Raw genomic sequence first — 25,776 nt, 5'->3', positions numbered from 1 at the left:
GTCGGAAGCCGTGCTACGGAGCGGGGGCCGTCCCCCGAGTCTGGTCCTGTCGTCGGTGGCCTCGTCGCCCCCGGTGTGGTCCGTCGACTATTCGAGGTCCCCCCGCTCGGCGCGAGCACTGACCGCCACCGCCTGTCCGTACGAGAGGCCGCCGTCGCCGGGCGGTACCGCCGCGTGGCCCAGGAACGCCAGCCCAGCGTCGGTGACGGCCTCCCGGATGCGGGCCGAGATGGCCGGGTTGTACGCGACGCCACCGGTGAACCCCACCGCTTGCAGCCCTCGGCGCTGCGCGGCGTCCACGGCAATCTCCGCGAGGCCGTCGGCGAGAAGCCGCTGTGCGGTGGCGGCGACGTCGGCGGGCGCGTGTCGGTCCGACAGGGCCGCGAGATGCTCGAGTGCGCGGTCAGCCCGGACGGTGGGTGCCACACCGGTCCGGTCGACGGGTGGGTCGACGTCGTGCGGGTCGCCGCGGGCGGCGACCGCTTCCAGCCTGCGCGCCGGCTGTCCGCGGTACGACCGCTCCGTACAGAGCCCAAGTAGCGCGCTGGTCGCGTCGAGGAACCGCCCGGCACTGGTCGTCACCGGGCTGTTCAGCTTGCGAGCCGCCTGCCGGTGGATGGTGGCCGCGGCCGTCCGGTCGTCGACGATACCGTGCTCGACGAGCAGGTCCGTGACGCGGCGCTCGTCGTCGAGGAGATCGGCGAGGACCCGCGCCGGCTCGCGCACCGCCCGCTCGCCGCCGGGGAGTCGGAACTCCGAGAGGCCGCCGACCCGGTCGCTCCGGGCGAGCCGACTGTCTAGTACCTCCCCGCCGCGGACGACACCGTCCGGGCCGTATCCGGTCCCGTCCGCGGCGATTACCACCGCCCGGGACCGGTCGTGTTCGGCGAGCAACGCGGCGGCGTGCGCGTGGTGGTGCCACACCCCGACGGACCGGGCGTCGACCGTTTCAGCGACCGCCCTCGTCCGGAACTCCGGGTGCAGGTCGTGGGCGACGACGTCGGGGTCCACGTCGAGCAGCGTCGAAAGGTGCGCGGCCGCCCGGCGGTGAAAGCGTGCCGTCGCCGGGTCGGTGACCGTCCCCACGTGCTGGCTGGGCACCACGCGGTCGCCGTCGGTCAGGGCCACGGTGACGTCGGACCGACCGCCGGCGCCCAGCACCTCCAGGTCGGGGACGACGGGTCGGGGAAGGGGGTCGGGAACCCAGCCACGGGAGCGCCGGAGAAAGCGCCGGTCGCCGTCGACGTGGCGGACGACGCTGTCGTCACAGCGGTTGGTCACGTCCCGGTCGTGGACGAGCACACAGTCGACCGCCGACAGGTCGAGCAGCTCCGTCCGGGTGGTACACATCGGCTCGCCAGGGCGGTTGGCGCTCGTCATCACGAGCGGGTCGGTCACCCGGTCGAACAGGAGGTGGTGGACGCCGCTGTAGGGCAGCATCACGCCGACGGTGTGCAGTCCCGGGGCGACGGCCTCTAGCCAGCGGGCGTCGTCGCCGGCCGGCGTCCGTCGGTCCAGCACGACGATGGGGCGACGCGCGTCGGTGAGGGACTCGCGCTCGGCAGCGTCGACCCGGGCGAACGCCTCGACGCGTTCCACGGACGGGGCCATGACGGCGAAGGGCTTTTCGTCGCGGCCGGTCCGCTCGCGGAGACACCCGACGGCGTCGGCGTCGGTCGCGCGACAGCACAGGTGGCACCCGCCGGCGCCTTTGAGTCCGGCAACTTCGCCCTCCGCGAGGCGGTCGGCGAGGTGTGACAGCGCCGCCGTCCCGGCAGTCAGGTCGGTTCCGTCGCCGTCGACCAGCGTCAGCGTCGGTCCACACGCCGGACAGGCGACGGTCTGTGCGTGGAACCGCCTGTCGGTCGGGGACTCGTAGGCGGCCTGGCAGTCCGGGCAGCGTCGAAAGTCACTCATCGCGGTCCGCTTGCGGTCGTACGGCAGACCCTCGGTGATGGCAAAGCGCGGGCCACAGTTCACGCAGGCTGTCGCCCAGTAACCGTGGTACCGGGAGTCCGGGGCGCGGATGTCCGCCCGGCAGTCGGCACAGATCCCGGTGTCCGGCGGGACGAGCGTCGCCCGCTCTCCGGCGGCCGTCGACGGGACGATCTCGAACTGCTCGTGGCCGGCCGGGTCACAGTCGGCGACCGTCACGTCGTCGACGGTCGCGAGCGGCGGTGGGTCCGTCCGGACCGTCTCGACGGCTTCCTCGACCGCTCCGGGCGCTCCCTCGAAGACGATCCGGACCCCGTCGTCGGCATTTTTCACCCTGCCGGCCACCCCGTGTTCCCCGGCCGTCCGGGCGACGAACGGGCGAAAGCCGACGCCCTGGACCGTCCCGGTCACCCCCACCGCGACGGCGCTGGGACCGGCGTCGGCGTCACGGGCGCCGTCGGACTCGCCCTCGCTCGCGGGACCTTCGTCGCGATCCGGTTCGGCCGCGTCCGCCCGACGGTCGGCGCGTTCAGCCATGGGAGTGGACTCGCTCGCGGCGTCGGTCGACGAGCCACGCCGACAGTTCGTCGATGCCCGCGCCCGTCTCGGCGCTGGTCCGGACGACCGGGGTCTCGGGAGCGACGTGGTCGACGTCGTCGGCCATCCGCTGTACGTCGGCCCCGACGGCGGCGGCGACGTCTCCCTTGTTGAGGACCGCGACGTCACAGACCTGGAACAACAGCGGATGTTTCCGGACGACGTCGTCCCCCTCGGTGGGGCTGACGACGACGGCGCGGACGTCGGTCCCGAGCGGGAAGTCGGCCGGGCAGACCATGTTGCCGACGTTCTCGACGACCAGCACGTCGAGACGGTCGAGGTCGAAGTCGTCCAGTGCGCTGTCGACGCGCTCCGGGTCGAGGTGACAGTCCCGCCCGGTCGTCACGTTCACCACGGGGACGTCGAGGGCCCGCAGGCGGTCGGCGTCGTCGGTGCCGGCCACGTCGCCGGTGACGACCCCGACGCGTTCGCCGGCGAACGGCGTCGGCCCCTCGTCCCCCAGCAACGACTCGAGCAGGGCCGTCTTCCCGGCGCCGGTCGCGCCGAGCAGCTCGACGGCGAAGACGTCGTGGTCGTGCCCGAGTCGCTCGTGGACGTCGCCGGCCGTCTCGCGGACCGCAGCGAGGACGTCGGCCTCGGCGGTGTCACCGCTACCACCTGCCTCGGGGTCGCTCTCGTGCCCGAAGCGGTGCGTCCGGAGTGGCCCACGGCGGCGGTCTGGAGGGAGCGGCTGGCGGGGTTGCAGGCGCGTTATCGTTCGAGCGAGCGATGCGAGGAGTCGGTCGACGTCGTGGGTTGCGTGGTAGGTCATCGTGGACGTTCGCTCACGTCTGGTCCGTCTGGTCGGTCTTTCGAGTGGTCGGTGCCTCGGGAATCTCGACGGTCTTCAGCCGGCACTCGCGCCCGGCGGTGAGTTCGACCTCGGCTCCGCAGTCCGGACAGCGCCTGTCCGGGACCCCGGCGACCGTCTCGGCGAGCGTCTCCAGCTCGCCGTGCCACCCGCACGAACACTCGCCACGGGCCGACACGCGCTCGAAGGTGACTGTGGCACCCTCCGCGGGGGTGTCCTCGGCGACCGCGTCGAGGCAGAACGCCACCTGTTCGGGGACGAGGTGCGTCGCGGTACCGAGTTCGACTGTCAGTCCGTCGACCCGCTCCGCGCCGGCGTCGCGAGCGGCCGATACGGCGCGGTCGAGCAGCCGGTCCGCGATGGCGAGTTCGTGCATGGTTCAACAGATTCGGGGGACCCGTTCGCCGGTCGGGACGTCGAGGTAGCGCTCCCCGAAGCCGGTGTCGAGGACGACGTCGCCGGGGTGGTCGTCGACCGCACGGCCGACGACCGCCGCCCTCTCACCGCCGGGCAGTTCTCTGAGCCGGTCACGGACGGCGTCGGCGTCGGCGGCGTCGACTGCGAGCACCATCCGCCCCTCGCAGGCGACGGTCAGCGGGTCGAGGCCGAGCACCTCGGCCGCGCCGCGGGTCGCGTCGGCGACGGGTATCGACTGCTCGTCGAGGACCAGTCCGACCTCGCTGGCGGCGGCGAGTTCGTTGACGGCGTTCGCCACCCCCCCTCGGGTCGGGTCCGTCGCCGCGGTCACCCGGCCGGCTTCCCGGGCGGCGGCGACCAGGTCGTTGACGGGTCGCACGTCGCTCCTGAGCGGAGAGGCGAACTCGAAGCCCTCGCGGGCCGCCAGCAGGGCGACGCCGTGGTCGCCGACCGGGCCGGTCACGAGCAACGCGTCGCCGGGCGAGACGCCGGTGGCGGCCAGTTCGGCGCCGCGTTCGATCCGACCGACGCCGGTGGTCGTGACGACGATGCCGTCGACGTCCCCGCTTCCCATCACCTTCGTGTCGCCGGTGCGGAGCTGACAGCCCGCCTCCTCGCAGGCCGCCGCCATCGACGACGTCAGCCGGTCGACGGCCGCGACCGGCGTGCCGGCCTCGACGACGAGGGCGCTCGACAGCGCGAGCGGGGCGGTCGCGCCCATCGCCGCGAGGTCGTTGACGGTCCCACAGACCGCGAGGCGACCGAGGTCGCCGCCGGGAAACTCCCGGGGGTGTACGACGTGGGCGTCGGTCGTGACGACGGTCGAGCCCTCGGGGGAACGGTCGCCGTCGGCCGCCGGTGGGTCCACGTCTCTGACCGCACTGTCAGGGACGACCGCGCCGTCGTCGAGCGCCCCCAGCCCGACGTCGGCCGTCGCCGGGTCGCCAAAGCGGTCGGTCACGACGGCGTCGAGCAGGTCGCGGGTGCGCTCGGTGCCCGCCCCGTGGGCGGCGGTGACGGTTGCGTCGCCCGCCGACTCGCCGGTTTCTTCCACGGCGTCGGGCTCGGCCTCGGTCCTGGTCACGGCTGTCGCCTCCCGCCGTAGGCGTGCTGGATGTGGCAGGGCCCCTCGTCGCTCACCATGCAGGCGCCGACGGGGTCCGTCGGCGTACACGCCGTCCCGAACAGGTCGCAGTCGGTCGGGCTGGCGCGACCGCCCATGATGTCGCCACAGATGCACTCGGTCGTCCGGTCGTCGACGGTCGGGCGGTCGATGTCGAACTGCCGGCGGGCGTCGTACTCCGCGTACGACTCCCGGAGCTCGAGCGTTGCGTCGGGCACCTCCGCGACGCCGCGCCACTTGCCGGGGACCCGCTCGAAGACCTCCCACAGCGCCTCGCGGGCAGCCCGGTTGCCGGCGTCGTCGACACACCGGGGGTACGCGTTGGTCACCGAGGCCTCGCCCGCGCTGATTTCCTCGACCAGGATGACCAACCCCGCGAGGATGTCGAGCGGTTCGAACCCCCCGACGACGACCGGCAGGCCGTGGTTCTCGACGACGCTCTCGAAGACGTCCACGCCGGTTATCGTCGCGGCGTGCCCGGCGGCGAGGAACCCGTCGACCTGCGTGTCGGGGTGAGCGGCCACGACGTCCATCGCCGGCGGGACGTACTTGTGGGCCGACAGCACCGAGAAGTTCTCCGGCGGCCCGTCCCGGAGCACGGTCGCTGTCGGCGCGGCGGTGGTCTCGAACCCGGTCGCGAAGAACACCACCTCGCCGTCGGTCTCCGTCGCGACGTCGACCGCTTCCGCGGCGCTGTAGACCGTCCTGACGTCCGCCCCGGCCGACCGGGCGTCGGCGAGGCTCCCGTCGCTGCCGGGCACGCGGACCATGTCGCCGTAGGTGGCCACGGTGTGGCCCGTCTCGGCCAGCGCCACCGCCTCGTCGACCTCCGGCAGGTCGGTGACACAGACCGGACAGCCCGGTCCCATCGCCACCGTCAGGCCGTCCGGCAGGACGCTCCGGAGCCCGAACTCCGCGATGGCCTCCTCGTGTGACCCACAGACGTGCATCACGCGGAGGTGCCGGTCGACGCCGTCGACGAGCGCCCGGAGACGGTCCGTCAGTTCCGTCGCTCGCTCGGGGTCGCGAAACTCCAGCGCTTCAGTCACTGACCTCACCCCGTCCGGTGTCGCCCGCGGCGGCCTGTTCGTACAGTTCGACCGTCCGTTCGACCTGCTCTTCGGGAATCTTCCGAATCGCGAAGCCGGCGTGGTTGAGCACGTAGTCGCCGACGGAGAGGTCGTCGCCGACGACGTCGATTCGGACCCACTTTTCGGCGCCGCGAAACGCCGCGCGGGCCTCATCGCCGTCGATCTCGAGCACCTCGCCGGGGATGCCGAGACACATCACTCGGTCACCTCCGACGCGTCGTCCGGGCCCGATTCGCCGTCCTCGTCCAGCGTGCCGTCCGTCTCCCAGGGGTCCTGTGCGAGCAAGCGGTCGGGCCGAAGCCGACCCCTGACGCTGTGGCCTCGGGCCTCGTGTTCGTCGACCGCCGCCGAGTCGATCCGTCTGTCGCAGTCGTGACAGTACCAGGTCGTGTCCATGCTCGGGTCACCTCCGTCGGTCCCGTGTCGCGGCCGCCGGTCCAGTTCGGCCCGGACGGCGGCCGCCGCCGTCGGTACCGCTGCCGTCACCGGGTCGCTGAGTCCGATCCCGCCCTCGACCACCGCCGGCACCACCCCGACGAGGACCACCCAGTCGGGGAGGTCGTACGCCGACCGACAGGTTCGGAGCGCGTCGCGGAAGGTGATGTCGTGCAGCGTCACCTCCGGGACGCCGCCGGTGAGCGCCGGGTCGCCGCCGGCCGCCCCGGACCCAGCGCGGGGCCGGTCCAGTCGGACCCGGTGGACCGTCCCGGGTGGCCCGTCCGCGTCGACGGCGTCGACGACGACTGCCCGGTCGACGCCGTCCATCGCCTCGAGCGCGAAGAACCCGGTCGTCCCGGCGAAGGCCGCTCGAACGGGCCCGTCCTGTCCGCCTCCGGCCCCCACCACATCGGCGTCGGCGACGAGGCGGTCGAGCACCGCGCGCCCCAGGCCATCGTCGCCCATCGTCGGGTTGCCGACCCCGACGATGGCCACGGCGTCGTGGGCGCCGGTCACCGGCCCCCTCCGGGCGCGTGTGGTTCGACTTCGGTCTCGAAGCGCCCCTCGGGGCTCTCGACGTGGACCGCACACCCCAGACAGGGGTCGAACGACCGGACGGTACGCATCACGTCGGTCGGGTCCGAGACGTCGGGGACCGCCATCCCCTCGACGGCCGACTCGAAGACGCCGGGAACACCGTCGTCGTCACGCGGGCCGAGGTTCCAGGTCGTCGGCGTGACGATCTGGTACTGGTTGACCGTACCGCTGTCGACCTGGACCCAGTGGGAAAGCGCCCCGCGCGAGGCGCCCCAGAAGCCGACGCCGGCGCCGCTGAAGTCGTCGGTCCACTCGGCCTTCGTCGGGGCGTCGGGGTCGACGGCGTCCAGCCACTCGACGAGGCGGTCGCGGACCAGCAGCGTCTCTTGGACGCGAGCGGCCAGCCGGTTGAACGTGCTACTGGCGGCCGCGCCGTTGCCGAGCGTCGCCCGGAGGTCGGCCGGGTCGCGCTCGGCGGCGACGAGTCGCGCCAGCGGTCCGGTCTCCATCGTCCGCCCGCGGTACTTCGGGGCCTTTCCCCACGAGTAGGCACCCGCCTTCTCGGGGTCGGGGTCAGGTGCGGGCGCCTCCGCGGGCCGACCGCCCGACGCGTCCGTGTACCACGCGTGGCCGACGTCCTCGGTGATGCCCTCGACGAGGTCGGTCCGCGTCGGCCGTCGGAGGTTGCCGTCCTCGTAGATGCCGCGTGGGAACACCAGCGACTCGGCCGGGTCGTCGGCGCTCCCGCCCGGCCCGAAGAACATCCCGTTGGCGTAGAAGCGGCCCGGCCCGACGCCGAAGTCGGCGGCGCCGGCCTCGGCGGCGGCGACGAGTATCGAACAGAGGTCGTAGCCGCCGGCACCGCCGTCGGTCGGCTCGCCGCGTTCGTCGTCGCGCGCCCGCTCGACCAGCTCCGGAACCGCGTCGGTCGGCCCGAGCCACTCGTCTATGGCCGCGACGGTCTCGCGAATCTCCGCAAGCGTCTCCGGGTCGGGGTCGGCGGTCACGCCGCCGGGTGCGTACGTGAGCGGGTGCGGCGCCCGCCCACCGAACTCCGTGAAGGCCTGGAGGAGGTCACGCTGGTGGGCCAGCGCGTCCTGGTACCCCGCTCCGTCGACCGGGTCGAGCCGGTCGAAGCCGGTGTCCGCGACCGCGTTCGAGTAGTCCGGTCCGGCGAGGACGAACAGGTGGACGGCGTGGTTCCACAGGAGGAACATCCCCTCCATGATGTCCCGGAGCAGCCGGCCGTTGGGCGGCACGCCGTCGAACACGCCGGCCCGCCCGGCGGCGTCTTCCATGGCCAGGATGGAGGCCTGTCGGTGGCACGTGAAACAGACGCCACAGACCATCTGGGTCACCTGCGGGACGTCCGACGGCTGCCGACCGAGGGTGATGGACTCGACGCCGCGGAACATGTTCATCTCGCTCTCTGCTCGAACGACGTGGCCGTCCTCGACGTGCAGCGTCGTCGAGTGGTGGCCCTCGATGCGGGTCGTGGGGTCGATCTCTATCTCGGGCATTGTCTGTCAGCTATCGCGCGTTGCTCTGTCGTCGGGCCCGGTCAGCGCGACCGGGCCCTCGGGACGCCGCTGACAGATGTCGAGCCAGCGAACGAGGGCGGCGGCGGCCGCGGCACCGGGCAACAGCGGTACCAGGAGGAGACTCACCACCGCTCCGATGAGGGCCCCGACGGGGTTCGTCACCGGACTCGCGTCCGCGACAGCCTCGCGGACGCCGGTGGTCTCGTCGGGGTCGGCGGCGGCGTCGCGGTAGTCACGCTTCGAGTGGCCGTCACGGCCTGCGTCTCCCCGGTCGAGCCCCGGTTCGTAGAACGGGGTGAACCGGTCCCAGAACGCCGGCTCGACGCATCCGATGCAGGGTGCGCCGACGTCACGGCAGATGGTCGTCCCGCCGTTTCGCAGCCGCTTGGAGTCGTCACAGTACGCGTAGACGCCGGCACAGCCTGCCTCGTAGAGGCAGCCGTCGTCGCCGGGATGGTCGGCGAAGTTGCCGCTCTCGTACTCCTCGCGCAGGGAGCAGTCGTCGTGGACGAGCGGGCCGAATATCGGGAGCGGCCGGTTGAACTCATCGAGGACCGGGTCGTGGCCGTGCAACACGGTCGCGAGGGTGAGTAGGACGTGTTCGGGGTGGGCCGGACAGCCGGGGACGTTGACGACGGGCAGGTCCCGCCCGGTCCGGAAGGCCGGACCGAAGACGCCACCGGGGTCCCTGCCGTCGAACTGGAGGCCGCGCGCGCCGGTCGGGTCCGCGCCGACATCGTCGCTGTCGTGTCGACCGGCCGCGGGCAGCCCGCCGTAGGCGGCACAGCTCCCGACGGCGATGACGAGGTCCGCGGCCTCACCGAGCTCTATCACCCAGTCCACGAGCGGTTTCGGGTTCCCTCGCTCGTCGCGGCCGAGCGTGGCCGCCCGCGGTATCTCGACGGGAACCGCGCCCTCGACCACGAGGACGTCCGGACCGGCCCCGAGTGAACCCATCGCCGTCTCGCCGGCCTCGTCCATCAGCGTGGGGTGGAAACTGACCGTCTCGCGGAACTCGCTGAGCACCCCCTCGATGGCGGGGAACTCGTTTTGCAGCATCGACATGGTGCACCCGGTACAGCTCTGTCCCTGCACCCAGGCGACGTCGATCGCACCGGTCGTCACCGTCGAGAGCGACGCCCGGATGTCGGCGGCGTACTGTTCGACGACGTCGCCTCCGTCGTTGTGGTGACAGAGCTCGAGGAAGTCCGGTCGCCGGTCGACTCGCGGGCCTGCATCGTCCGTGGTCGGGGTTCTGGTCGCCATTGTGGGCTGTTCCGGGCGGGTTCGCGCCCGTCGGGGCACGCCCGCCGCTGTATACGTATCTGACGGCTGAAGCTGGATGGATTGTCGACCCCGGTTCCAGGGGTCTTTATAACTCCAGGTGGACCACCGGCGGTCAGCCATCGGTCGCCGGCGGGCCACGCCCGTGCCGGTCGGGGTCGGCGTGGTCCGGTGCCGTCGAGAGACGCGGTTTACCGCGGCCCCGGGCTGTCGTCGTCGAGCACCGCGCGGAGCAGCTCTGACTGGGCCGCCGTGAGGTGTTCAGTGAACGTCGACGGGGCGATGTCGAGTGCCTCGGCCACCTCGGACGCGTTCGACTGCCTGGGGTAATCGAAGTAGCCCATCCGGTAGGCCGTGGCGACCGCCTCGCGCTGACGGTCGGTGAGTCGGTCCCGGTCGACGGGGACGACGTCGCCGCTGCTGTCACCGTCGCCGGACTGCACCAGATAGCGGACCCGGACGTCGTCGTACGCCCCCCGCAGTCGCTCGAGCAACGCCCTGAGTTCGGTGGCGTCCCGCAGGTGGAGGCTCACGTAGAGCGTGCCGTCGGCGACATCGACGTCCGACAGCGGACAGTCGAACTCGGCGATGGTCTGACAGACGCAGTCCTCGCTCTCTCGCTCCAGCTCGTAGACTGCTGCGTCGTCGTAGTCGAACACCCGGTTCACGTCGCCCTCGGGCGCTGTCTCGCTCCCGCTCGAGGCGTCGACGTCCCCGTCGTACTCGAACTGCTCGGTGACGGTCCTGTCGCCGTCACTCCAGGTCACGGACCGGGCCGTGCCCCCCTGCCCGTCGGTGAGGTCGGCGACTGGACAACCGGTCGGGTCGTCGAAGGCGAGTTCCGCGCGGACACCGGGCATGCGCTCGTACCGACCAATAGCACTGCTCGGAAAAACCGCTTTTGCCGGTCGAGGTACCCGGGTCGCCACGATTCGGACCCCGCGGAGACCCCACGCCGTCGCCCGCCCGCCACCCGTCGTCGGCACAGCAACGGGGTCTCGTGACCAGCTGGCACCAGCCCCGGGCGAGCGTCCCGGTCCGACCGAGGGCGACCCGACACCGGCGCCGAGCTGGGCTCGCTTTACGACCGGGGAGTCGCGACGACGGCTCCCGAACCGTGCGTGGGAATCGACCACTCGGAGGTCCTCGCCCGTCACTGCCGGCCCCTGTGGGCGAGGACCCTGTCGGTATCGATGGGTGCTCGGTCCACACGACGCCCGTCGACCGTCGTGGCTTCGGGACGGCAATCACCACTGCCTGCGGGCTCACCTGCACTCGAGAGCGCACGCGCCACTCACAGCGGCGTCCCGCCGCGACGACCCTCGCTCCCGCCCGTGCTCGCCGTGTCCATGAGGTCCGCGACGGTCCCCACGTAGTCGTAGCCCGGGATGATTCCCTCGACGTAGGTCCCCTGGACGTACTCGGCGAAGGCCTTCGCGACGTCGGCGGCCTGATTCGCGTTCCCGAGACTGAACCGGTAGGTGACCACCACCTCGTCGCCGTCGCGCTCGACGACGTACTCGTCGACGTCGACCGACGCCCGGGTCGCCTTCGGGGCGTCCTCGAGTCGGCGCTCGAACGTCTCGAACCAGCCCTCGCGGACCGCCTCGCCGACCTCGTCGCTGGTCGCGGCCTGGAGCGACGGCGCCCGGACCGTCACCTCGATGTCCGTCCGCCACTGCTCGCCCTCGCTCGCGGTGACGTGACCCGTGAAACTCGTCGTCTCGACGGCGTAGCCCGTCCCCGCCGGGACGAACGCCTCGTGCCGGTCGAAGGCGGCCCCGACGTCCGCTGGTACCTCGGTCATCGGGACGGTATTGGCGTCTCGAGCGGAAAAACGCGTCGTCTGTGGCTACTCCCCGAACGCGATGTCGAACAGCGAGACGAGGGTCGCGCCGACCGACGGGACGACCGCGAGCGCGAGCAGGGTCGTCTGTGTCCGTCGCACCCCCCTCGACTGCGTCGCCTCCAGCGCCAGCATACCCGTCCCGACCGCGACGAACAGGTACGAGACCCCCGCGTGTACCCAGAACCCGGGATTGTACTCGGGGACGAGCACGCCGTTCTCGACGGCCGTCGCTCGTCGCGATGTCGACCGTCGCGGCGAACGCCCAGAGCGCCGTCCCGGCGACGAACAGCGCGAACCCCAGGCTCCCGGGCTTGTCACGGTTCCTGATCGGGAGCGCGAGGAACCCCACCGAGGGCAGAATCGCGAGAATCCGGCCCGCAACGAGGAGTTCTGGACTGAGCGACACCGGCGTCCTCACCGTTCGCTACTCTGACGGGGGGTTTGATTATTTGTTCAGGTTCTCATCCCTGGCTCGCAACGGGCTACTGGCTTCACTCCGCGGCCCCGTTCGAGGCAGAGAACCCGAGGGATGGGATTCGAACCCGATGCCAGATCTCGCTTCGCTCGGCCTGCCGTAGTTCGAATCCATCCGGTGCACATTCACGCCTCTCACATCCGTTCGAGGCAGAGAACCCGAGGGATGGGATTCGAACCGAAATCAGACGTGCTCGCATCGCTGCGCGCGACTGATAGGCTTCGAATCGCCATCTGTTAGATTTTCACGCCTCTCACATCCGTTCGAGGCAGAGAATGCGAGGGATGGGATTCGAACCCATGGACCCCTACGGGAGCGGGTCTTAAGCCCACCGCCATTGGCCAGCCTAGGCGACCCTCGCGCACTCGGTCATGCACACCGAGGGGGAAAACGGGTTTCGGTTACCAGTCGACCGAGAGGGTGCCGTCGCCGTGGGGGTCGGGCGCGACCTCCTCGTTCGTTCGGCGGTCGACGACGTGGATGATGCCACGTCCCTTCTTCGCGGGGCAGGCCTCTGCGGCCGCGACGTTGTGGTCCAGGTCCTCCTCGCCGATGAAGTAGGCCCGCGGGGTTGCGATGCCGGTGTCGAGGTCGAGGTTCCAGTTCCGCGAGACCTCGGCGCACTTCCCGGCGCCGAAGCACTTGTTGGCCTCGAAGATGATCTTGTAGGGCTTTGCCTCGACGGGCGGGGCGTCCTGTTCGCCGAACTCGCTTGGGTCGACGGTGTCGTCGGCCTCGGTCATCGGTGTCCGTTCGGCGTCGACGGTCTTTCGATTGTCGGTTCCCGCGAGCGCTCAGTCGACGAGCGCGACCTCGTCGCCGACGCGGACGGTCCCGCCGCGGTCGGCCGGGGTGACCCTCGCGATGAGCATCACGGTGTAGTAGTGGTCGAAGGCGGCCCGGTCGGCGAAGTCGGGGAACGTGGCCTCGCGGCGCTGGACGAACCGTTCGCGGAACTCCGGCGTCGGGTCGCCGGTGTCGGGGTCCCGCTCGGGGACGACACAGCGGCCACAGGGGGTGCCCCCCTCGAAGCGGACGTCGCCGACCCGGAAAGACGGGGCGTCCGTCCCGACGAAACGGTCCTCCCAGAACGCCGGGACGCCACCGACCTCGACGTTGGCCCGGAGCCGTCGCCGCACGCTCTCGACGGTGACCTCCTCGAACCACGAGGCGACGGTCTCCAGCGTGGCCGTGCTGACGACCGACGGCCCCAGTTCGCGGCGGTCGACGAAGCCCAGCTCGGCGTCGCGCTCGAGCGAGAGGTCGAGGCCGAAGACCGACCCGAACCACGCGGCCGCTCGCTGGCGGCCGGTCTCGTCGCCGACGTCGAACGTCGCGGCGCCGTGGCCGGGCGCCGAGACCGAGAGCCGCCCGGTCTCGGGGTCGTAGTCCGTCGCCACGTCGTGGACCCGGTCGGTCCGTTTTCCGTTGACGACGTCGCCGTCCCCGTCGAACAGCGCGAACTCGCGGTCGTGGGCCAGCGTGCCGCCGCCGATCAGGCGCGCGACCTCGCGGTCGACGCCGTCGAATCCCTTCACCGGGTAGACCGTGAGCCGCTCGACGTGTGCCATTGCGAGACCGAAGTCGGCCGTGCTATTGAGGGCTGTGGCCCCGAGCGCCGATTCGGGACGTTTTATTGTATCCTCCTGAATATACTCGCCCAATGGTACAGCACACACGGACGCTCGATTTCAAGATCGCGTTCGCGATCGGCCTCGGGACCATGATCGCGGCGGGCATCTTCTCGCTGTCGGGGACCGCCGTCGCCGCCATCGGGTCCAGCGCCGTCATCGCGTTCGTCATCGCCGCGGCCATCGCGGGTGTCACCGCCGCCGCCTACTCCGAGTTCGCCTCCATCTATTCGGAGAACGGCGGCGGCTATCTCTTCTGCTCACAGACGTTCGAGGACCGTGACCTCCTGACCTACGCCATCGGGATGTCGCTGTTCTTGGGCTACACCGGGACGACTGCCTTCTACCTGGCGACGATGGACGAGTGGTTCTTCCGCTTCGTCCTCCCCGAGTGGCTCCACTTCCTGCCCCACGGGACCACGGGTGTCGTGACCGCACTCCTGCTGGGCGTGCTCAACGCCCGTGGGACCGAGGAGAGCGGGGGGTTCCAGCTCATCGTCACCGGCGCGAAGGTGGCCGTCCTCATCGCCTTCATCGCCGGCGCGTTCACGTTTCGTGGCCCCGGCACCGCCGTCGGCAACTTCGCGACGAGTTTCGGCGGTGACGCCATCAGCATCCTCGCTATCTCCGCGCTCGCGTTCATCACCTTCTTCGGGTTCTCCGCCATCGCCGCCAGCGCGGGCGAGATCATCGAACCACAGCGGACCGTCCCCCGGGCCATCGCGGCCAGCATCGTCACGGTGACCGTCCTCTACGCGCTGGTCATCATCGCGATGGTGAACTCGCCGGTCCCCGCCGAGGTCATCGCTCAGGAGGGCGAGACGGCGATGGGGCGGGTCGCTGCGGGCTTCCTCGGCAGCATCGGCGAGTCGCTCATCGTCGCCGGCGCCATCTTCTCGATGGTGTCGGCGTCGAACGCCTCCGTGCTGGCGGCCAGTTCCATCGGCTCGCTGATGGGCCGGCAGGGTCAGGCTCCGCGGCGCTTCTCGCGCATCCACCGCGAGTACGGGACGCCGTTCTGGAGCGTCACCACTGCGACGGTGACGATCATGGTGCTCATCGTCGTCTTCATCGGCGTCTTCCCGACCGAGGGTGGTCTCGGGGACGCCATCGGCCTCAACCTGGGCCTGACCGCGCTCACCGGATTCGCGACGCTGAACCTCCTCCTGCCGCTGGCGGTGGTCAACGTCGCGCTCATCTACTCCCGGCGGAAGTACCCCGACATCGACCGTGGCTTCCGGGTCCCCGGCGTCCCCGTGGTCCCGGTCATCGGCGTGCTCGCGAACCTGGGACTCATCTACAACCTTCCGGACCGAGGGGTCGTCACCGGTCTGGTCCTCACCGGCGCGCTCGTCGTCGCTTACCTCGCCTGGGGCGGCAAGCCCGACACCGAGGAGATGTTCCACGAGGTCGTCCCCGAGACGCCGAGCCCCGGTGTCACCGAAGCCGAGGCCGCCGCACCCGGCGAACAGTTCCGCGTGCTTGTCCCCATCGCCCGCCCCGACCGGACGCTGCGGTACGTGAAACTCGCCGCCGCGCTCGCGAACGTCTCCGACAAGGACGCCATCGTCCACGTGCTGAACGTCACCCAGGTCCCCGACCAGACGCCGTGGGAGACGGTCGTCGAGACGGCCTCGAAGCGCACCGAGATAATCCAGGAGGAGGTCGACGGCGCCAACCTCGACGTCGACTACACCGTCGAGGGCCACACCTGCCGTGACATCGCCTTCGACATCCTCCAGACCGCCCGTGACGACGAGGCCGACCTCATCCTGATGGGCTACCCCGAGCGCCACCAGGAAGTCACCGAGACGGTCGAGCGCGAGGCGCCCTGTGACGTCTTCTTCGCCGACGAGACCGTCGACGAGTCGGACCTCGAGGTCATCAACATCGGCGCGGGCGGGGGTCCCCACCACCAGGCCGTCCTCCCGCTGGTGAACGCGCTGGGCCAGCGGGGCAGCGTGCTCCACCTCATCAACGTCTCCTCCGGCGAGGCCGGGGCCGACGAGACGCCCGGGACGACGCTGGACGCGCTGGAGGGCGTCGAGACCACGCAGGTCCACAACGTCCGGGCGAGCTCGGTCGCGGACGGCCTCGTCGAGACGGCCGCCGAGAACGGCGGCGTGCTGGTCATCGGGGCTTCCAGGGACCGCTGGCTCCGCCAGGCCATCTTCGGCAACACGCCCGACGAGGTGGTCGCACTCGCCGCCGAACGGGGCGTCCCCGTGCTGGTGTACGCCAGCCAGACGCCGCTGTCGGACCGCCTGACGGAACGGCTGTTCCCGATCACGCGGTACCTCAGAAAGCGGTTCTCGCGCAAGGGGTCCAAGCGCGGCGGGAGCCCCGACTGGGGCTGACGCGTCGCCCGGCACACAGGCTTAAGCCCTCCTCGCCTGTCTCTCGAGTCGTGACTCGATCGCTGCACGAGGACGTCGCGGCGTTACTGGACGACCTGGCCGCGTCCGGCAGGCCCGATATCGCCGACCTGGCCGTCGAGAGCGCACGGCGGGTCCACGACGACCTCCTGGCGGTTCCGAACGACGACCGCGACCCGGTGGCCCGCGTTCGAAACGTCGAGGTACCGGGCCCGAATGGCCCGGTCGGCCTCCGCATCTACGAACCGGCCACGTCCGGGCCCCGCCCGCTGTTCGTCTACGTCCACGGCGGCGGCTGGGTCTTCGACACCGCCGACGGCCACGACCACCTCGCGCGGGCCATCGCGAACGCGGGCGAGTGCACCGTCGTCTCCGTCGACTACCGCCTGGCGCCGGATCACCCGTTCCCCGCGCCGCTGGCGGACTGCTACGCGGCGACGGAGTGGGTCGCCGCCCACCCGGACGCCCTCGGCGGCGACCCCGACCGCCTCGTCGTCGGCGGGGACAGCGCCGGCGGCAACCTCGCGGCCGCGACCTGTCTCCGGGCCCGCGACGCGGACGGGCCGGCCATCGCCCACCAGGTGCTCGTCTACCCGGTCCTGGACCGGAACTTCGCGACGGACTCCTACCGGGAGAACGCGGAGGGATACCTCCTCACGCGGTCGGCGATGCGCTGGTTCTGGGACCACTATCTCGAGAGTCCCCTCGACGCGGCGAATCCCTACGCCGCGCCCCTGCGGGCCCGTGACCTCTCGGGGCTGCCGCCCGCGACGGTCGTCGCCGCCGAGTTCGACCCGCTCCGTGACGAGGACGTCGCGTACGCCGAGCGGTTACGCGACGCGGGCGTCCCGGTCGAACTGCGGCGCTACGAGGAGATGATCCACGGGTTCCTCCCGATGCTCGCCGACCCGGAACTCGACGCCGCCCGCGAGGAGGTCGCCGCCATCGGCCGGACGATACAGTCCCTGGAGTGACTCAGCGGTTGATCTCGACCGACTCGAGTCGGATGTCCGCGGTCGGGTTGTCGCTGTGGTCCGTCTCCGTGCTCCCGATGGCCTCGACGACGTCCATCCCCTCCGTGACTTCGCCGAAGACGGCGTGTTTGCCGTCGAGGTGGGGCGTGGCCGAGAGCGTGATGAAGAACTGCGAGCCGTTGGTGTTCGGGCCGCGGTTCGCCATGCTCAGTTTCCCGGGGCCGTCGTGGCTCAGGTCGTCGTGGAACTCGTCGTCGAAGGTGTAGCCCGGGCCACCCTTTCCGGTCCCCGTCGGGTCGCCCATCTGGATCATGAAGTCGTCGATGACCCGGTGGATCTCGATGTCGGTGTAGAGCGGGTCGATGCGCTTCTCGCCAGAGTCGGGGTCCTCCCACGCGCCGGTGCCGGGGCCGACCTCGGTGCCCTCGTAGTCGTCTGCCCCGTCCGCCAGGCCGACGAAGTTCGCGACCGTGTTCGGAACCTTCTCGTCGTACAGCTCGACCTCGATGTCGCCCTCGGTGGTGTGTAGCGTGGCAGTCAGCTCACTCATACCCGGCCCGAGGACGGCGGGCGGGAAAAGCCTGCCCACTGGGGTCGACGGGAGCGGACCCGACGGTTTTTTGCTCGTCGCCTGACCCCTTCCGGGCATGCACATTCTCGTCACGGGCGGGGCGGGCTTCATCGGCGGCCACCTCGCCGAGCGGTTCGCCCGCGACGGCCACGACGTCGTCGTGCTGGACAACTTGGACCCGTTTTACGACCTGGACATCAAGCGCCACAACGTCGAGGCAGGTCGCGAGGCGGCGACCGAGGGCGGCGGGAGCTACGACCTGATCGAGGGCGACGTCCGTGACGCCGAGCTGGTGGCCGACCTGGTGACCGACGCGGAGTACGTCTACCACCAGGCCGCCCAGGCGGGCGTCCGCCCGAGCGTCGAGAACCCCCGCAAGTACGACGCGGTGAACGCCGACGGGACGCTGAACGTCGTAGACGCCTGCCGCGACGAGGGGATCGAACGGTTCGTGATGGCCTCCTCGTCGTCTGTCTACGGCGTCCCGCAGTACCTCCCGTACGACGAGGTCCACCCGACGACGCCCGTCTCGCCCTACGGTGCGTCGAAGCTGGCCGCGGAGCGCTACGCCTGTGCCTACGGCGAGGTGTACGACTTCCCGGTCGTCGCGCTGCGCTATTTCACCGTCTACGGCCCGCGGATGCGCCCGAACATGGCCATCTCGAATTTCGTCTCGCGCTGTATGAACGACGAACCGCCCGTCATCTACGGCGACGGCACCCAGACGCGGGACTTCACGTACATCGAGGACGTCGTCGAGGCGAACGTCACCCTCTTAGAGGAGGACGCCGCCGACGGCGAGGCGGTCAACATCGGTTCGACGGACAACATCGAGATCAGGACGCTCGCCGAGGAGATCCGCGACCAGATCGCGCCGGACCTCGAGCTGGTCTACGAGGAGCGCCACGACGCCGACGCCGAGCACACCCACGCCGACACGTCGAAGGCCGGCGAGTTGCTGGGCTACGAAGCGAGCCACACCATCCGCGAGGGCGTCTCGAAGTTCATCGACTGGTACGAGGAAAACCGCGAGTGGTACGAACCCCTCGTCCGGCGCTCCTGAGGGCGACTCCGGTGGTGCTCTCAGAGCCGCCCGACCAGCGCTGGCAACAGCGCCGTGACGAAGACGATGGCCAGCCACCCGGCGAAGTTCCACCAGGGGACGCCGTGGAAGCGCGGCCGCGAGACCCGCGAGGGCGGGTAGCGCCACAGGCCGTCGCGGACGCCGATCGGGTCCGTCGCCACGTCCGACAGCGTCGCGAGGACGGCGGCGAGTGCGGCCGCTGGCACCACCTGTGGAATGGCCAGCAGGGCGAGGCGGTAGAACAGGTAGACGACCGCAGGCCACACCAGGACCACCGTGACGGGGACGCCCGCGACCCGTGGTTCGATGGTGTGTTCGAGCAGGCCAAGCCGAACGACAGCGGCCTCGAGGACGAACGCCAGGGCCGCGCCACCGACAAAGAGCGCGGCGGCGTCGGCAAGCGGCCACGTCACGAGCGCGTGGGCCACTGCGAGTGCGACCAGCACGAGGTTCGTCACCTGGAAGCGACGGCGAGCGTCCATCGGTGGCACGTCGGGCCGACGCGACAAAGGTGGTTCGGGAGGGGGGATGACTGTTCACCGCCGCCACGCCGTTTCTGTCCACGTCTCACTACACCTGACTGTGACGGCGGTCTCGACTCACTCCTCGAGCAGCCGGAAGGCGATGTCGCGCCCGCAGGTCTGACTGAGCGATATCCAGAACCGCGCGAGGTGCTCCAGGTGCTCGGCGGCGTCGATGTCGCCGGCCCGCAGCGGGTCGAACCCGAGGTCCCTCGCCAGCGCCCCGACGAGGTCGCAAGCCTCCGGGTCGTCGCCGGCAATGAACATCGTCGCGGGGCGGCCCTCGATCACCGGATCGGCCATCCGCTCGGCCCCGACGGTGTTGAACGCCTTGACGACGCGGGACTGTGGCACCGTCTCCGCCAGGCGGAGGGCCAGCGAGCGGTCGTCGCTCGCGAAGGGGTACTCGTTGGTGGTGTCGACGACGGCTTTCTCGGCGAGCTCGTTCTCGAGGTAGGCGGCGACGTCGGTCACCGCACCTGCCGGGAGTGCCAGGACGACGGCGTCGCCGAAGGCGGCGGCCTCGCGCTGGCCCCTGACCTGGACTCGGGGACCCTCCGCCGCCGTCGAGTCGGGCGTCCGCGACCCGAGGACGACGTCGTGTCCCGCCGCCGTCCACCCCGACGCCAGTGCGCTCCCGACCGCCCCCGTCCCGATGATGCCGATATCCATACGCGACATACAGACTACATGCTCGAAAGCGTATCGCCAACCGGCACCGGATTTTTCACCGCCCGCCGCGACCACCGACCTGTGACAGACGACAGGGACCCGGAGGATACGCTCCGGGAGTGGAAAGCCGCCATGCAGGGCGAACACGCCGACGCCATCGCGAACCCGGACCCCGACGCGGACCACCGCATCGAGGGGGTCACGCAGGTCTCCTACCGCGTGTACTTCGCCTACGACGAGGACGCGGAGACGCTCGAACGGGACCGCACCGAGCGGGTCGACGACCTCTCTGACCCCGAACTGCGCGCCTGCTCCTGTGGGGTCCGTGGCATGACCCCCGAGGAGGCGCTCGCACACGTCCGTGCGGCACGGGAGTCGTAAATGCCGGCGACCGCCAGCGAGACGGTCCGGGTGTACTACGCGGCGCTCAGGGCCGGCGACCCGCTGGGTCGGTTCTTCGCCGACGCCTGCACCGAGGACGACCCCGTGGTGAAGTTCGGCATCTCCGAGCGCCTCGTCGGGACCGACGCCGTCCGCGAGGGCCTCCGGTCCCAGACGACCACCACGCGCGACTGGACCGTCGAGAGCGACGCGCTCCGGGTCACCGAACGGGAGCGACACGCGTGGTTCGCCGACCTGGTGCGACTGGGGTGGACCGACCTGGAACGCGACGCCGCGTACGACCTCGAGACGCGGTGGAGCGGGACGCTGGAGCGCCGACCCCCGACCAGCGACGGCCCCGGCGACTGGCGGTTCGTCGGGATGCACGTCAGCACGGCACGGGGCCTCTGAGCGGGGCCGAACCGAGTCCCCTATGGGACTCCGGGCCGGCACTGCCGACGTGGACCACCGATTCCGTACCGTCGCCCTCTTCGTCACGCTCGCCGTTCTCTGGGGCTTCTCGTTTCTCGCGATAGCCGTCGGCCTGGAGTCGCTCGACCCCGTCCTCTTTGCCGCCTTCCGGTACGACGTCGCCGCCGTGTTGCTGCTGGGGTACGCGCTGGTCGGCGAGCGCGAGTGGCTCCCGACGGACCGCGCCAGCCTCGTGGCGATACTGGCCGGCGGCCTCTTTCTCATCGCCGGCAACGGCTTCCTCTTCGTCGGCCAGCAGACCGTCCCGAGTGGGGTGGCGGCCATCCTCCAGAGTCTGGTGCCCATCGCCACGTCGCTGTGGGCGCTGGGGTTGCTCCCCGAGGAACGCCTCTCGGCACGGGGGGTCGTCGGTATCCTGCTGGGCTTTCTCGGCGTGGCCCTCGTCGTCCGCCCGAACCCGACGAACCTGCTCGGGACGGGCGTCGTCGGCCGCCTGCTCGTCCTCTGTCAGGTGCTCTCTGTCTCGCTGGGCGGCGTCCTCGTCCAGCGCGCCCGGCCGACGCTGGGGAACGCGGCGCTGTCGGGGTGGTCGATGCTCGTCGGCGCGCTCGTCCTCCACGGCGTCAGCCCCACCGTCGGCGAGTCGTTCGCGCTCCCCGCGACGCCCGTCGCGTGGGCCGCCGTCGCCTATCTCGGCGTGTTCGCCACCGCCGTCGCCTTCTTCATCTACTACACGCTGCTGGACGTCCGGGGCGCGCTGGAGACGTCGCTGGTGGCGTACCTGGTGCCCGTGGTCGCCACGGTCGCCGGCGTCCTCGTCCTCCGGGAGTCCGTGACGCCGCTGACGATAGTCGGCTTCCTCGTCGTCGCGAGCGGCTTTCTCGTCCTCAAACGCGAGGCCATCGCGGCGCTCGCGGCGGAGATTCGCGCCTGACCCTCAGAACGTCTTGAGGTCCTCGAGCACCGCCGCGGCGCTCCCGTCGTCGATAGCGGCGCGGGCCTGCTCCAGGCCGTCCTCGATGGTGTCGGCGTCCTGGCCGGCGTAGATGCGCAGCGCGGCGTTGAGCGCGACGGCGTCGGCGAAGCCGTCCTCGCGCTCGCCCGCCAGTACCGCCTCGGTGACGGTCGCCGATTCGGCGGCCACGTCAGCCACCTGCAGGTCCTCGCTCGTGAGGTCCATGCCGTACTCGGCGGTCAGGATCTCGAAGTCGGCGATGTCGTCGTCGTCGGACTCCGAACCCTCGACGGGCCACTCGGCGACGATGGTGTCGCCCGGGCGCACGTCGTCGTAGCCCTCCATCCCCTGGAAGAACAGGGCGCGCTCGACGGTGCTCTGCTCGGACTCGGCGAGCGTGCGGGCCATCTTCTTCGCGAACGCGAGGTGGTAGAAACTCCCCAGGTGGACGCTGGCGTCGGCGGGATTGGCCAGCGTCTCGACGGTGTTGACGAACGAGCGGACGCCCATCTCGTCGCGCCGGTCCCAGAGAGCGTGGATACCCGGGTTGAAGTTCGGCTGGTAGTAGAAGCCGAAGCCGACCTCGTCGACCATGTCGGCGCTCTCCCGGGGCTCCAGCTCCGTCCGGACGCCCAGTTCGTCGAGCACGTGCTTGTAGGCGTCGTGTTTCTGTGTCGGGATGCGGTCGCCGGAGTGGGTGACGATCGGCGTCCCGGCCGCGGCGGCGACGACCCCGGAGGCGACACCGAGGATGGCCGACCGGTCCTTGCCGTCGTAGTTCGCGCCGCAGTCGACGGGGTCGACGTCCGGTTCGGCCGTCTCGACCGACTCCTCGCGCATGACGTCGACGTACGCGCCCAGCTCCTCGGGCGTGTTGCGCTTCCAGCGGTTGGCGAGCCAGAACGCCCCCAGCGTGAGCGGTTCCGGTTCGCCGTCGAGGATGCGCTGGAACGCCTCGCGTGCCTGCTCGCGGGTCATGTCCTCGGCCGACTTGTGCCCGGAGCCGACGACTTCCGTCATCAGTCGTTTCAGCGGCCATTCACCGTACTCCCGCGTCGCTTGCGCCATGGGCCGGGGTTGGGGTTTGAGTTCAAAAGCGGTGTCGCTTCGTTCTCACCTCGCGAGAATGCCTTCCCAGCCCGAAAGTGATACACTCGTTCACCCCTAAGCGGTGGCAATGAGCCTCCAGTCGGGTGATTGGCGCGAGGACATCGACGACGTGGACGCCGCGCTCATCGACGAGTTCCAGAGCGACTTCCCCGTCCGGGAACGACCCTTCGAGGCCGTCGGGGCGCACCTGGGCATCTCGCCCGAGGACGCACTGGAACGCGTCGAACAGCTCCGCGACGCCGGCGTCTTCCGCCGGTTCGGCGCGGTGCTCAACCCGCCGGTCATCGGCTCCTCGACGCTGGCGGCCGTCAGCGCCCCCGAGGACCGCTTCGACGAGGTGGCCGAGGTCGTCAACGGCTACCGGCAGGTGAACCACAACTACGCCCGCGACCACGAGTGGAACATGTGGTTCGTCGTCACCGCCGGCTCGAGGGAGACACGCGACGAGATCCTGGCCGACATCGAGGCCCGAACCGGGCTGTCGGTGCTCGTCTTGCCGATGCTGACCGACTACTACATCGACCTGGAGTTCCCGGTCGTCAACGGGGATCGGTTTGCCAGGGAGTCGATAGAGCACACCGACGCCAGCGCCACGCGCATCAGCGAGGACGCCACCTCCGACCTCTCGGCCCTCGACCGGCGCATCCTGCTGGAGATCCAGGCGGGGTTCCCGCTCTCGGCGACGCCCTATCGGGACATCGCCGAAGCGGTCGAGGCCGACGTGACAGACGTCCTCGATGCAATCGAGGGTCTGCTCGCCGACGGCTGCATCAAGCGCATCGGCTGCGTGGTCAACCACATCACGACGGGGTTCGACAGCAACTGCATGGTCGTCTGGGACGTCCCCGACGGGGAACTCGACGCGCGCGGGGAGGCCGTCGGCGAACTCCCGTACGTCACGCTCTGCTATCACCGCCCGCGTCGGCCCGACCAGGACTGGCCGTACAACCTCTTTACCATGATCCACGGCCGGGAGGCCGACGCCGTCGACGCCAAGATCGACGAACTCGCCGCCGACCATCTCCCCTTTGCCCACGACCGGCTCTACTCGACGGCGACGCTGAAACAGACCGGCGCGCGCTACGACGACATCGTCGGCGAGTGAGTCGCCGGGCTCGTCGATGCCGAACGTTCCGTCCCGGATCCCGATCTGTCCTTCCGAAAGCACTAACCGCGTCTCGTCCTAACGGCGGGTCAATGAGCCAGCAACTCCCGGACGTGCAGGCCTCGAGTCCGGACGTGACAGTCGGTCTGAACCGCGTCGGCGTGACCGGCGTCGAGAAGCTCCTCAAGCTGGGGCGGAAGAACCAGGCCCCCATCGTGCTCATGGCCGAGTTCGAGGTGTTCGTCGACCTCCCGTCCTGGCGCAAGGGGGCCGACATGTCCCGGAACATGGAGGTCATCGACGAGACGCTGGAGACGGCCGTCTCCGAGGAGGCCTACCGCGTCGAGGACGTCTGTGGGGACGCCGCCGAACTCCTGCTCGAGAAGCACGACTACACGACCCGGGCCGAGGTCAGGATGGAAGCGGAGTACGTCACCCGCGAGAAGACGCCGGAGTCCGGGATGGCGACACAGTCGACCGCCGACATCATCGCCTCGGCGTCGGCGACCGAGGAGGGAACCAGCGAGGAGATCGGCGCCCGCGTCGTCGGCATGACCGTCTGTCCCTGCTCGCAGGGGATGTCGACGGCCCGCGCCCGCGAGACCCTGCGGGGGCTGGACGTCGAGGACGAGGTCATCGAGGAGTTCCTGGCGAACGTCCCACAGCCGGGCCACTCCCAGCGGGGCCACGCCACGCTGACCGTCGAGAGCGAGGGTGCGCCCGAGGTCGACCTGAACGAGCTCATCGAAGTCGCCCGCGACTCGATGAGCGCGCGCATCTACAACCTCGCGAAGCGGCCCGACGAGGACCACATGACCTACGAGTCCCACCGGGACGCGAAGTTCGTCGAGGACTGCGTGCGGGCGATGGCCGAGGGGGTCGTCGAGCACTTCCCCGACCTCCCGGACGACGCGGTCGTCACGATGAAACAGTCCAACGACGAGTCCATCCACCAGCACAACGCCCACGCCGAACGGGTCGCCGAGTTCGGGACGCTCCGGACGGAGGTCGAAGCGGACCGCCTCGCCGACGACTGAGGCCGGGGCTCAGGGCGGCCCGATGGGCGTCGCGTCCTCCCAGTGTTCCTCGAAGGCGTCGCGGACGTCCCGGGTGAACTCCGGGTCCTTCAGGTCGATGACGCCGAACGTTTCCTCCCGTCCCAGCGGGTGGGGAACCTCGATGCACACCTCGACGTCGTCGATGAGCTCGAACGTCGTCGAGACGTTCTGACTCGCCCGGGCGGCGTAGTTCTCGTAGGGCGAGAGTCGCTCGTAGTACTCGCGGTTGGCGGCGTCCGGGAGGCTCTCGAAGAGGTCCGGGCGGACCAGCAGGGACACCTCGACGCCGCGTTCCAGCGCGGCCTCGAGCTGGTCGACGATGCGTTCGGTCGCCGCGAGGATGTCCATCTGTCTCGCGGGTGCGGTCCCCACGACGACGATGTGGTCGTCGGCGGCCGCCAGGCGCTCGAGCAGGAGGTCCAGCGTCTCCTCGGGCCCGACCGCCGCCGTCCAGAACGGCTCCTCGACCGGGTCGCCGGTCTCCAGCTGGTCGCCCAGGTCGTCGACGATGTCCTCGTACTGCTGGGCCTTCTCGTCGAGCTCGCGTTTCTTGTCCTCGAGCAACCGGTCCAGTGCCGTGTCCGGTTCGACGGCGACGTACTTCTTGGGGCGACTCGCCGTCTGACTCCGCACCAGGTTGTACGTCTCGAGGCTGTTGAGCACGTCGTAGACCCGCCCCATCGGGACGTCGCTCGCCCGGGACAGCTCTTTCGCCGTCGTCGGACCGGTCTCGAGCAGCGAGCGGTACGCCCGCGCCTCGTACTCGGAGAGCCCCAGGTCGCGTAGGCTGGCCATGGTCGTGCCTGACA

General features: G+C 70.5%; 27 protein-coding genes and 1 tRNA gene. 8 read left to right on the top strand and 20 right to left on the bottom strand.

All coding sequences use genetic code 11. The features are described 5' to 3' along the window. Window positions 1-87: 87 nt before the first annotated feature. From hypF to P1K88_RS16495, 15 genes are all read right to left on the bottom strand, one after another. A complete protein-coding gene (hypF, locus tag P1K88_RS16565; protein WP_276411329.1) occupies window positions 88-2,472 on the bottom strand; it encodes a carbamoyltransferase HypF in 2,385 nt (794 codons plus the stop codon). Continuing rightward, window positions 2,465-3,304 carry a hydrogenase nickel incorporation protein HypB gene (gene hypB, locus P1K88_RS16560; protein WP_276411328.1) on the bottom strand — a complete coding sequence of 280 codons (840 nt, stop codon included), beginning with the start codon at window positions 3,302-3,304 and terminating at the stop codon, window positions 2,465-2,467. The genes hypF and hypB overlap by 8 nt, the downstream gene beginning before the upstream one ends. A gap of 13 nt (window positions 3,305-3,317) precedes the next feature. Then, on the bottom strand, window positions 3,318-3,719 hold the full coding sequence (locus tag P1K88_RS16555) for a hydrogenase maturation nickel metallochaperone HypA/HybF (RefSeq protein ID WP_276411327.1): 402 nt from the start codon (window positions 3,717-3,719) through the stop codon (window positions 3,318-3,320). A gap of 3 nt (window positions 3,720-3,722) precedes the next feature. After that, window positions 3,723-4,844 carry a hydrogenase expression/formation protein HypE gene (hypE, locus tag P1K88_RS16550; RefSeq protein WP_276411326.1) on the bottom strand — a complete coding sequence of 374 codons (1,122 nt, stop codon included), beginning with the start codon at window positions 4,842-4,844 and terminating at the stop codon, window positions 3,723-3,725. Beyond that, window positions 4,841-5,932, bottom strand: a complete 1,092-nt coding sequence (gene hypD, locus P1K88_RS16545; protein ID WP_276411325.1) for a hydrogenase formation protein HypD — start codon at window positions 5,930-5,932, stop codon at window positions 4,841-4,843. Before hypD ends, hypE begins: the two co-directional genes overlap by 4 nt. Continuing rightward, a complete protein-coding gene (locus P1K88_RS16540; RefSeq protein ID WP_276411324.1) occupies window positions 5,925-6,170 on the bottom strand; it encodes a HypC/HybG/HupF family hydrogenase formation chaperone in 246 nt (81 codons plus the stop codon). The genes hypD and P1K88_RS16540 overlap by 8 nt, the downstream gene beginning before the upstream one ends. Next, window positions 6,170-6,928, bottom strand: a complete 759-nt coding sequence (locus tag P1K88_RS16535) for a hydrogenase maturation protease (RefSeq protein WP_276411323.1) — start codon at window positions 6,926-6,928, stop codon at window positions 6,170-6,172. Before P1K88_RS16535 ends, P1K88_RS16540 begins: the two co-directional genes overlap by 1 nt. Continuing rightward, window positions 6,925-8,469 carry a nickel-dependent hydrogenase large subunit gene (locus P1K88_RS16530; RefSeq protein ID WP_276411322.1) on the bottom strand — a complete coding sequence of 515 codons (1,545 nt, stop codon included), beginning with the start codon at window positions 8,467-8,469 and terminating at the stop codon, window positions 6,925-6,927. Before P1K88_RS16530 ends, P1K88_RS16535 begins: the two co-directional genes overlap by 4 nt. Window positions 8,470-8,475: 6 nt before the next feature. Then, window positions 8,476-9,756, bottom strand: coding sequence for an NADH-quinone oxidoreductase subunit B family protein (locus P1K88_RS16525; protein ID WP_276411321.1), 1,281 nt, complete (start codon window positions 9,754-9,756; stop codon window positions 8,476-8,478). 209 nt (window positions 9,757-9,965) lie between these two features. Next, window positions 9,966-10,634, bottom strand: a complete 669-nt coding sequence (locus P1K88_RS16520) for a helix-turn-helix domain-containing protein (RefSeq protein ID WP_276411320.1) — start codon at window positions 10,632-10,634, stop codon at window positions 9,966-9,968. Window positions 10,635-11,068: 434 nt separating this feature from the next. Beyond that, window positions 11,069-11,581 carry a DUF5813 family protein gene (locus P1K88_RS16515; RefSeq protein WP_276411319.1) on the bottom strand — a complete coding sequence of 171 codons (513 nt, stop codon included), beginning with the start codon at window positions 11,579-11,581 and terminating at the stop codon, window positions 11,069-11,071. A 45-nt stretch (window positions 11,582-11,626) separates the two neighbouring features. Beyond that, a complete protein-coding gene (locus tag P1K88_RS16510; protein WP_276411318.1) occupies window positions 11,627-11,833 on the bottom strand; it encodes a histidine kinase N-terminal 7TM domain-containing protein in 207 nt (68 codons plus the stop codon). A 541-nt stretch (window positions 11,834-12,374) separates the two neighbouring features. Further along, window positions 12,375-12,459 (bottom strand) — tRNA-Leu (locus tag P1K88_RS16505). 40 nt (window positions 12,460-12,499) lie between these two features. Next, the gene (locus P1K88_RS16500; RefSeq protein WP_276411317.1) at window positions 12,500-12,841 is read right to left on the bottom strand and encodes a ferredoxin; all 342 of its coding nucleotides are present in this window, start codon (window positions 12,839-12,841) and stop codon (window positions 12,500-12,502) included. 51 nt (window positions 12,842-12,892) lie between these two features. Further along, window positions 12,893-13,669, bottom strand: coding sequence for an MOSC domain-containing protein (locus tag P1K88_RS16495; protein WP_276411316.1), 777 nt, complete (start codon window positions 13,667-13,669; stop codon window positions 12,893-12,895). A 92-nt stretch (window positions 13,670-13,761) separates the two neighbouring features. Here P1K88_RS16495 and P1K88_RS16490 point away from each other — a divergent pair, with 92 nt between their 5' ends. Beyond that, window positions 13,762-16,086 carry an amino acid permease gene (locus P1K88_RS16490; RefSeq protein WP_276411315.1) on the top strand — a complete coding sequence of 775 codons (2,325 nt, stop codon included), beginning with the start codon at window positions 13,762-13,764 and terminating at the stop codon, window positions 16,084-16,086. Between the two features lie 50 nt (window positions 16,087-16,136). Further along, on the top strand, window positions 16,137-17,078 hold the full coding sequence (locus P1K88_RS16485) for an alpha/beta hydrolase (RefSeq protein WP_276411314.1): 942 nt from the start codon (window positions 16,137-16,139) through the stop codon (window positions 17,076-17,078). 1 nt (window position 17,079) lies between these two features. Here the strand turns inward: P1K88_RS16485 and P1K88_RS16480 are convergent, their stop codons facing one another. Then, the gene (locus P1K88_RS16480) at window positions 17,080-17,628 is read right to left on the bottom strand and encodes a peptidylprolyl isomerase (RefSeq protein ID WP_276411313.1); all 549 of its coding nucleotides are present in this window, start codon (window positions 17,626-17,628) and stop codon (window positions 17,080-17,082) included. A gap of 97 nt (window positions 17,629-17,725) precedes the next feature. Here P1K88_RS16480 and P1K88_RS16475 point away from each other — a divergent pair, with 97 nt between their 5' ends. Further along, window positions 17,726-18,712: an SDR family oxidoreductase gene (locus tag P1K88_RS16475; RefSeq protein ID WP_276411312.1), complete on the top strand. Its 987-nt coding sequence runs from the start codon at window positions 17,726-17,728 to the stop codon at window positions 18,710-18,712. A 20-nt stretch (window positions 18,713-18,732) separates the two neighbouring features. Here P1K88_RS16475 and P1K88_RS16470 read toward each other — a convergent pair whose 3' ends face one another. Both P1K88_RS16470 and P1K88_RS16465 read right to left on the bottom strand, forming a co-directional pair. Continuing rightward, the gene (locus P1K88_RS16470; RefSeq protein WP_276411311.1) at window positions 18,733-19,215 is read right to left on the bottom strand and encodes a carotenoid biosynthesis protein; all 483 of its coding nucleotides are present in this window, start codon (window positions 19,213-19,215) and stop codon (window positions 18,733-18,735) included. Window positions 19,216-19,332: 117 nt separating this feature from the next. Further along, window positions 19,333-19,926: an NADPH-dependent F420 reductase gene (locus P1K88_RS16465; RefSeq protein WP_276411310.1), complete on the bottom strand. Its 594-nt coding sequence runs from the start codon at window positions 19,924-19,926 to the stop codon at window positions 19,333-19,335. A gap of 81 nt (window positions 19,927-20,007) precedes the next feature. Between P1K88_RS16465 and P1K88_RS16460 the strand changes: the two genes are divergently transcribed. Genes P1K88_RS16460 through P1K88_RS16450 form a run of 3 tightly spaced genes read left to right on the top strand, consistent with a single transcriptional unit; the run spans window position 20,008 to window position 21,673 of the window. Continuing rightward, window positions 20,008-20,307, top strand: a complete 300-nt coding sequence (locus tag P1K88_RS16460; RefSeq protein ID WP_276411309.1) for a hypothetical protein — start codon at window positions 20,008-20,010, stop codon at window positions 20,305-20,307. After that, window positions 20,308-20,718, top strand: a complete 411-nt coding sequence (locus P1K88_RS16455; protein ID WP_276411308.1) for a nuclear transport factor 2 family protein — start codon at window positions 20,308-20,310, stop codon at window positions 20,716-20,718. Between the two features lie 22 nt (window positions 20,719-20,740). After that, on the top strand, window positions 20,741-21,673 hold the full coding sequence (locus P1K88_RS16450; RefSeq protein ID WP_276411307.1) for a DMT family transporter: 933 nt from the start codon (window positions 20,741-20,743) through the stop codon (window positions 21,671-21,673). A 3-nt stretch (window positions 21,674-21,676) separates the two neighbouring features. On the opposite strand, the gene P1K88_RS16445 is transcribed toward P1K88_RS16450, so the two are convergent. Continuing rightward, window positions 21,677-22,762: an anthranilate phosphoribosyltransferase gene (locus tag P1K88_RS16445; protein ID WP_276411306.1), complete on the bottom strand. Its 1,086-nt coding sequence runs from the start codon at window positions 22,760-22,762 to the stop codon at window positions 21,677-21,679. 109 nt (window positions 22,763-22,871) lie between these two features. Here P1K88_RS16445 and ahbB point away from each other — a divergent pair, with 109 nt between their 5' ends. Beyond that, window positions 22,872-23,909, top strand: coding sequence for a siroheme decarboxylase subunit beta (ahbB, locus tag P1K88_RS16440; protein WP_276411305.1), 1,038 nt, complete (start codon window positions 22,872-22,874; stop codon window positions 23,907-23,909). A gap of 92 nt (window positions 23,910-24,001) precedes the next feature. Next, entirely contained in the window at window positions 24,002-24,946 is a 945-nt protein-coding gene (gene mptA / locus P1K88_RS16435) for a GTP cyclohydrolase MptA (protein WP_276411304.1), read from the top strand. 9 nt (window positions 24,947-24,955) lie between these two features. On the opposite strand, the gene P1K88_RS16430 is transcribed toward mptA, so the two are convergent. Continuing rightward, window positions 24,956-25,762 (bottom strand): TrmB family transcriptional regulator, encoded by an 807-nt coding sequence (locus P1K88_RS16430; RefSeq protein ID WP_276411303.1) that lies wholly within the window; start codon window positions 25,760-25,762, stop codon window positions 24,956-24,958. Between the last annotated feature and the right edge of the window lie 14 nt (window positions 25,763-25,776).

It is taken from the genome of Haloarcula halobia (genome assembly GCF_029338255.1).
GTDB classification, from domain to species: domain Archaea; phylum Halobacteriota; class Halobacteria; order Halobacteriales; family Haloarculaceae; genus Haloarcula; species Haloarcula halobia.
This window is presented reverse-complemented; position numbering and strand designations above follow the sequence as displayed.

What these genes read in the sequence shown, in the direction of transcription:
- hypF (WP_276411329.1), bottom strand. Translation starts at nt 2,472, where the DNA reads ATGGCTGAACGCGCCGACCGTCGGGCGGACGCGGCCGAACCGGATCGC.
- hypB (WP_276411328.1), bottom strand. Translation starts at nt 3,304, where the DNA reads ATGACCTACCACGCAACCCACGACGTCGACCGACTCCTCGCATCGCTC.
- P1K88_RS16555 (WP_276411327.1), bottom strand. Translation starts at nt 3,719, where the DNA reads ATGCACGAACTCGCCATCGCGGACCGGCTGCTCGACCGCGCCGTATCG.
- P1K88_RS16540 (WP_276411324.1), bottom strand. Translation starts at nt 6,170, where the DNA reads ATGTGTCTCGGCATCCCCGGCGAGGTGCTCGAGATCGACGGCGATGAG.
- P1K88_RS16530 (WP_276411322.1), bottom strand. Translation starts at nt 8,469, where the DNA reads ATGCCCGAGATAGAGATCGACCCCACGACCCGCATCGAGGGCCACCAC.
- P1K88_RS16525 (WP_276411321.1), bottom strand. Translation starts at nt 9,756, where the DNA reads ATGGCGACCAGAACCCCGACCACGGACGATGCAGGCCCGCGAGTCGAC.
- P1K88_RS16520 (WP_276411320.1), bottom strand. Translation starts at nt 10,634, where the DNA reads ATGCCCGGTGTCCGCGCGGAACTCGCCTTCGACGACCCGACCGGTTGT.
- P1K88_RS16515 (WP_276411319.1), bottom strand. Translation starts at nt 11,581, where the DNA reads ATGACCGAGGTACCAGCGGACGTCGGGGCCGCCTTCGACCGGCACGAG.
- P1K88_RS16500 (WP_276411317.1), bottom strand. Translation starts at nt 12,841, where the DNA reads ATGACCGAGGCCGACGACACCGTCGACCCAAGCGAGTTCGGCGAACAG.
- P1K88_RS16495 (WP_276411316.1), bottom strand. Translation starts at nt 13,669, where the DNA reads ATGGCACACGTCGAGCGGCTCACGGTCTACCCGGTGAAGGGATTCGAC.
- P1K88_RS16490 (WP_276411315.1), top strand. Translation starts at nt 13,762, where the DNA reads ATGGTACAGCACACACGGACGCTCGATTTCAAGATCGCGTTCGCGATC.
- P1K88_RS16480 (WP_276411313.1), bottom strand. Translation starts at nt 17,628, where the DNA reads ATGAGTGAGCTGACTGCCACGCTACACACCACCGAGGGCGACATCGAG.
- P1K88_RS16475 (WP_276411312.1), top strand. Translation starts at nt 17,726, where the DNA reads ATGCACATTCTCGTCACGGGCGGGGCGGGCTTCATCGGCGGCCACCTC.
- P1K88_RS16470 (WP_276411311.1), bottom strand. Translation starts at nt 19,215, where the DNA reads ATGGACGCTCGCCGTCGCTTCCAGGTGACGAACCTCGTGCTGGTCGCA.
- P1K88_RS16465 (WP_276411310.1), bottom strand. Translation starts at nt 19,926, where the DNA reads ATGGATATCGGCATCATCGGGACGGGGGCGGTCGGGAGCGCACTGGCG.
- P1K88_RS16455 (WP_276411308.1), top strand. Translation starts at nt 20,308, where the DNA reads ATGCCGGCGACCGCCAGCGAGACGGTCCGGGTGTACTACGCGGCGCTC.
- P1K88_RS16450 (WP_276411307.1), top strand. Translation starts at nt 20,741, where the DNA reads ATGGGACTCCGGGCCGGCACTGCCGACGTGGACCACCGATTCCGTACC.
- P1K88_RS16445 (WP_276411306.1), bottom strand. Translation starts at nt 22,762, where the DNA reads ATGGCGCAAGCGACGCGGGAGTACGGTGAATGGCCGCTGAAACGACTG.
- ahbB (WP_276411305.1), top strand. Translation starts at nt 22,872, where the DNA reads ATGAGCCTCCAGTCGGGTGATTGGCGCGAGGACATCGACGACGTGGAC.
- mptA (WP_276411304.1), top strand. Translation starts at nt 24,002, where the DNA reads ATGAGCCAGCAACTCCCGGACGTGCAGGCCTCGAGTCCGGACGTGACA.
- P1K88_RS16430 (WP_276411303.1), bottom strand. Translation starts at nt 25,762, where the DNA reads ATGGCCAGCCTACGCGACCTGGGGCTCTCCGAGTACGAGGCGCGGGCG.